Origin of the sequence: Brumimicrobium oceani, from assembly GCF_003143775.1 — a bacterium.
Lineage (GTDB): Bacteria > Bacteroidota > Bacteroidia > Flavobacteriales_D > Crocinitomicaceae > Brumimicrobium > Brumimicrobium oceani.
The window spans coordinates 1-4,577 of record NZ_QFRJ01000027.1 but is presented as its reverse complement, the minus strand read 5'-3'; the positions used below and the strand labels follow the sequence as shown (position 1 = coordinate 4,577).

The window sequence follows — 4,577 nt, the reverse complement described above, 5'->3', positions numbered from 1 at the left end:
ACTAAAACTTCTTTTATATCAAAATACTTTATAAGCTCCTCAGGTAAAACATGAGATATTAAGGATGAGTTCATCGATGTTTTTAGTAGGTAAAATTAATCAAATCCCCTTAAAATTCACATGACCCAAAATCTTCCCATAAAACTGACTTTAATCATTGTTTTTAACAAAAAATAAAAAAATATGTAACAAAAGTTATGCACACATAGACAAAAACGCTCTATATTTGCACTGAATTAAATTATGCACGCACAATGAAACATGTACTTACAACCTTGCTTTTTACGTTGATTGTTGGTTTTGGTCTGGTTGGACAATACCAATTTTCAACATCCGTAGAAGTTCAGGGTAACAAAACTGTTGTTATTGAGTTAGAGACAACAGGTATAGAAATCCTAAATTCGGGAAACCCTCCTTATGATTGTAAATGGGGGTATAACTATAATGTACTCTTTGATTATTCAATTAAGGCCTATAATCAAAATAATAAAGAAGTAGGTTTTAATCAAATTTATACTTTACAAGGAAGTTTCGTATGTAATGATAAAACTACATTTTTTAATCTACCCAATAAAATGGGAGAGGGATCAGGAAAAACTGTTGGTAATATTTGGGTTGGTGAGTCAACTTGTAATACCGCTACAGTGGAGAGCTTGCTCTGTGACCAAGTTGAATTTCAAATTCAAATGAAAGGTTATAACGGTGATCAATTCATTACAGTAGGAAATACTTCAACGCTCCCAATAGAACTCATGACTTTCGATGCTTATAAAAATGACCGTGAAGTTGAAGTTAATTGGAAAACAGCGAGCGAATTGAACAATGATTACTTTACTATTGAACGCTCAAAAGATGGGTTTTCATGGGAAAATATTCAAACGGTTCCAGGGGCGGGAAACAGCTCTAGAACAATTGCTTATTCTTGGATTGATCATTCTCCTTATGCTGGAATTTCATATTACAGATTAAGTCAAACAGATTTCGATGGAACAACAGAAGTCTTTAATATTGTTTCAATAGAAAATGAGGCGGAGGAAGAACTTCAAGCTTATCCAAATCCTGTTCTTCATTCTGCTACTTTGATAGGGGTAGATGAAAGTTTAGGACTAAGGATATTTAATGCAGTTGGAGTGGAGGTTACGGGAAATGTTAATAGCACATCCTCGCCTTCAGGAAAAACATTTGTGGACATGAGTCAATTGCCGCAAGGAATGTACTATGTTGTAAATGGTGAAGAAAGCCTTCGATTGATTAAAAAGTAAAGACACCAAATAAGATAAATGTGAAAGCCAGAAAAAGATTTGCTTTTTCTGGCTTTTTGGTTTTGAAATATTTTGAAAGTTAATTTTTCCTAAACCCCACTGTTTATAGTGTTTCTAATAAATCAACGTTACATGGGTTACACACTTTACACACTTCAATCTTTATCTTTGCACCAAAAGAAAAATAGATATGGCAACAATAAATTTAACAGCAGAACAATTTAAAGCAGATATATTTGATTATACCGCTTCTAAGGAATGGAAATACAAAGATGACGTTCCAGCAATTATCGATTTTTATGCTGATTGGTGTGGACCTTGTAAAATGGTAGCTCCAATTTTGGAAGAACTTTCTAAAGAGTATGAAGGAAAAGTGAAAATCTATAAAGTTGATACTGAAGTAGAACAAGAATTATCTTCAGTGTTTGGAATTAGAAGTATTCCGAGCATGTTGTTTATTCCTTTAGGAGGCAAGCAACCCATGATGCAAGCGGGTGCTTTGCCTAAAACATCATTGAAAGAAATTATAGAAAAGGAGCTTGTGTAACTACAGGCTGAAAGTGATTAGATAATAAAATAAAAACGCAATTGAGTTTTTGGTTAAAATCAAAAGTCCAATTGCGTTTTTTATTGTATCAAATTCTCAATTGAGGATTAATCCTCGATCTCTACTTTTAAGGCCAATTCTTTTAATTGCTCTTTGTCAATCGTTGCAGGTGCATCAATCATGATATCACGTCCAGAATTATTTTTTGGGAAAGCGATGTAATCACGAATAGAATCTGAACCACCCATTGTAGCAACCAAACGGTCTAATCCGAATGCGATTCCTCCATGTGGCGGTGCACCGAATTCAAATGCGTCCATTAAGAAACCAAATTGTTTATTTGCTTCTTCTTCAGTAAACCCAAGGTGTTTTAACATCAAAGCTTGAAGTTCTTTGTCGTGAATACGTATAGACCCTCCACCGAGTTCAACACCATTCATTGCTAAGTCATAAGCATTTGCGCGTACTTTTCCTGGATCAGTTTCCAATAAAGCGATATCTTCCGCTTTAGGAGAAGTAAATGGATGATGCATAGCATGAAAACGGTTTGAATCCTCATCCCATTCTAAAAGAGGGAAATCTATAACCCATAGTGGTTTAAACTCATTTGGATTTCTTAATCCTAGTTCATCTCCCATGTGTAAACGCAAGTCATTCATTTGACTGCGTACTTTATCCGTATCTCCACTTAAAATGAAAATCAAATCGCCAGGCTTTGCTCCTGTATGGTCTGCCCATTCTTGTAAATCTTCCTGACTATAAAATTTGTCTACAGAACTTTTGAAGGTTCCATCAGCATTATATTTACAATAAACCAACCCTTTTGCACCCACTTGTGGTCGTTGCACCCATTTTGTTATGGCGTCCAGTTGCTTACGCGTATACACTGCGCATTCATTGGCTACAATTCCTAAAACTAATTCTGCTTCGTCAAAGATTTTAAAGCCTTTGTTTTTAGTTACAGAATTCATGTTATTGAATTCCATTTCAAAACGAATATCAGGTTTGTCAGAACCATATTTCTCCATGGCATCGGCATAGGTCATTCTTGGAAAATCTCCCTCAAATTCTATGTCTCTGCAAGACTTAAATAAGTGTTTAACCATTCCTTCGAAGGTATTCAAGATATCTTCTTGTTCAACGAAAGACATTTCGCAGTCAATTTGTGTGAACTCTGGCTGGCGGTCTGCACGCAAATCCTCGTCTCTAAAACAACGAACAATTTGGTAGTATTTATCAATTCCAGAAACCATCAACAACTGCTTAAACGTTTGCGGTGATTGTGGTAAAGCATAAAATTCACCTTGATTCATTCTACTTGGTACAACGAAATCTCTTGCGCCTTCAGGTGTAGACTTTATCAAATATGGCGTTTCTATATCCATAAAGTCAACAGAATCTAAATATTTTCTAGTTTCTAAGGATACTTTATTACGAAGGCGTAATTTGTCCAAGACCGCTTTTCGGCGAATATCTAAATAACGGTATTTCATTCTCAATTCATCACCGCCATCTGTTTCATTTTCAATGGTGAACGGAGGTGTTTTTGCAGAGTTTAAAATGTTTAATTCATTGACGAGGATTTCGACCTCACCTGTAGGAATATTCAAGTTTTTGCTAGAGCGCTCTATTACTTTTCCCTTCACTTGAACAACAAACTCACGTCCTAATTTTCGCGATTTTTGATTTAGTTCCTCGTTATCTTCTGTATTAAAGGCCAATTGTGTAATTCCATAGCGATCACGAAGATCAACGAAAGTCATACCCCCCATTTCTCGAGTACGTTGTACCCAACCACTCAAAGTTACTTCACTTCCAACATTAGACAGGCGTAATTCGCCACAGGTGTGCGTTCTAAACATAATATTTTATTTATAGTTGCAAAAATAGAAAGAAGATTGAACTTTATGGCTTCGGTTTTGGTTTTTGTCATTTGGTAGGGGTGATTTGGTAGGGGCGATTTGCAAATCGCCCCTACCAAATCACCCCTATCAAATCTACCACACCAAACAAAAATACTTTCCAAAACGTTACATAAGAAACAAAACCAATGAAAACAACAATATTATTTTTATCATTTGTATTCGGAATAGCGAGTTGTAATAGCAAAGGAGATTTGCACGATGGTAGTTCAGGTTTGCAAAGCGCACATACCCATTCCATCCAAATCTCTCCTGCGGGCAATCAAAACGTTGAAACAAATACAGTTGCTTATTTTGCATCGGGATGCTTTTGGTGCGTCGAAGCAGTGTTTGAGTCTGTTAGAGGGGTAGGCGATGTAATTTCGGGATATTCTGGTGGAAAAGCAATGAATGCCAAATATGACTTAGTTAGTGCGGGTCGAACGAATCATGCAGAGGCGGTAGCAGTGCATTATGACAGTACAAAGATTGATTATCCGACCTTATTAAAAGTGTTTTTTGGCTCACAAGATCCTACGATATTAAACCAACAAGGGCCTGATAAAGGCAGACAATACCGCAGCTCTATTTTTTATCGCAATGCGCAAGAAAGGGAATTAGCACAAAATTACATTAAGGAGTTATTGGATAAGAAGGTTTTTCCAAAAATCACGACAGAGGTCGTTCCATTCGAGGCTTTTTATGCCGCCGAAGATTACCACCAAAACTACGAACGAAATAACCCAAACAATGGATACGTGAAAGCGGTTTCGGTTCCGCGATTAAACAAATTCAAAGCGAAATTCCCTGAATTATTGAAGTAGTTAGCGCGGCGATATATATGGGCGGTTTGTAGGGGCGATTTGC

Annotated in this window: 4 protein-coding genes; 3 read left to right on the top strand and 1 reads right to left on the bottom strand. The window is 36.4% G+C overall.

The features are described 5' to 3' along the window. Positions 1-254: 254 nt before the first annotated feature. Positions 255-1,262 carry a T9SS type A sorting domain-containing protein gene (locus tag DIT68_RS16085; protein ID WP_109360845.1) on the top strand — a complete coding sequence of 336 codons (1,008 nt, stop codon included), beginning with the start codon at positions 255-257 and terminating at the stop codon, positions 1,260-1,262. A 190-nt stretch (positions 1,263-1,452) separates the two neighbouring features. Next, on the top strand, positions 1,453-1,809 hold the full coding sequence (gene trxA / locus DIT68_RS16080) for a thioredoxin (protein ID WP_109360844.1): 357 nt from the start codon (positions 1,453-1,455) through the stop codon (positions 1,807-1,809). A 107-nt stretch (positions 1,810-1,916) separates the two neighbouring features. On the opposite strand, the gene aspS is transcribed toward trxA, so the two are convergent. Next, entirely contained in the window at positions 1,917-3,671 is a 1,755-nt protein-coding gene (aspS, locus tag DIT68_RS16075) for an aspartate--tRNA ligase (protein ID WP_109360843.1), read from the bottom strand. Between the two features lie 188 nt (positions 3,672-3,859). Between aspS and msrA the strand changes: the two genes are divergently transcribed. Next, positions 3,860-4,534: a peptide-methionine (S)-S-oxide reductase MsrA gene (gene msrA, locus DIT68_RS16070; protein ID WP_109360842.1), complete on the top strand. Its 675-nt coding sequence runs from the start codon at positions 3,860-3,862 to the stop codon at positions 4,532-4,534. The last annotated feature ends 43 nt before the right edge of the window (positions 4,535-4,577 follow it).

Bases quoted from the DNA above. Each gene is read 5' to 3' on its own strand.
- trxA (WP_109360844.1), top strand. From the start codon at position 1,453: ATGGCAACAATAAATTTAACAGCAGAACAATTTAAAGCAGATATATTT.
- aspS (WP_109360843.1), bottom strand. From the start codon at position 3,671: ATGTTTAGAACGCACACCTGTGGCGAATTACGCCTGTCTAATGTTGGA.
- msrA (WP_109360842.1), top strand. From the start codon at position 3,860: ATGAAAACAACAATATTATTTTTATCATTTGTATTCGGAATAGCGAGT.
- DIT68_RS16085 (WP_109360845.1), top strand. From the start codon at position 255: ATGAAACATGTACTTACAACCTTGCTTTTTACGTTGATTGTTGGTTTT.